Below are 864 nucleotides of genomic sequence, written 5' to 3' on the forward strand. Positions count from 1 at the left end.
GACCTGCGGACGTGGGACGTGAGGGGGCAGCGCTGGGCCCTGGCCGCAGGCGACTACGCGATCCGCGTGGGCGCCTCCTCGCGGGACGTGCGGCTGGAGACGACGATCCGCAGCGAGGGCGACCGCGTGCTCACGCCGCTCACCGCGCAGTCCACGATCGAGGAGTGGCGTGCCGACCCGGTCGGGCGCGAAGTGCTCGCCGCACTCCTCGGGCGGACGGCGCTGGGCGCCGCCCAGTCGTCGGTCGCCCCCGAGCTGGTGCGGATGTTCCTGTCCATCCCGCTGGACAAGCTCCGGTCGTTCGGCCTCGGCGTCACCGGCGAGACCGTGGCGCGACTGGTGGCCGAGGCCCGCGCGGGGCAGGAGCAGCTCCTCGCCACCGGTGCGCACCGCCGACCGTGAGCCCCCGGACCGATCACCAGGAGACACCATGAGCGCCACCTTCCCCGGCGACTTCCTGTGGGGCGCGGCGACCGCCGCCCACCAGGTCGAGGGCAACAACACCACGAGCGACCTGTGGGCGTTCGAGAACGCGCCCGACTCGTTCCTGCCCGAGCGCAGCGGCGACGCCTGCGACAGCTACCACCGGTGGCCCGAGGACCTCGACCTCGTCCGCGACCTCGGCCTCAACAGCTACCGGTTCAGCGTCGAGTGGGCCAGGGTCGAGCCCGCGCCCGGCCACGTGTCCCGGGCGCAGCTCGCGCACTACCGGCGGGTGGTCGAGGGCTGCCTCGACCGGGGCCTGACGCCGGTGGTCACCCTGCACCACTTCACCACGCCGGCGTGGTTCCGCGCCGCGGGCGGCTGGACCGCCACCGACGCCGTCGCCCGCTTCCGCGACTACGTCCGCTCGGTGCTGCCGAT

General features: G+C 74.4%; 1 protein-coding gene and 1 pseudogene. Both read left to right on the top strand.

The window, feature by feature from the left end:
- A pseudogene (locus AB0G02_RS25960) lies at nucleotides 1–402 on the top strand (hypothetical protein); the annotation flags it as partial.
- Between the two features lie 28 nt (nucleotides 403–430).
- Nucleotides 431–864: family 1 glycosylhydrolase (locus tag AB0G02_RS25965; RefSeq protein WP_360798316.1), on the top strand; the 434-nt coding region annotated here is incomplete at its 3' end.

The sequence above is a fragment of the Actinosynnema sp. NPDC023658 genome, from assembly GCF_040639995.1.
Lineage (GTDB): Bacteria > Actinomycetota > Actinomycetes > Mycobacteriales > Pseudonocardiaceae > Actinosynnema.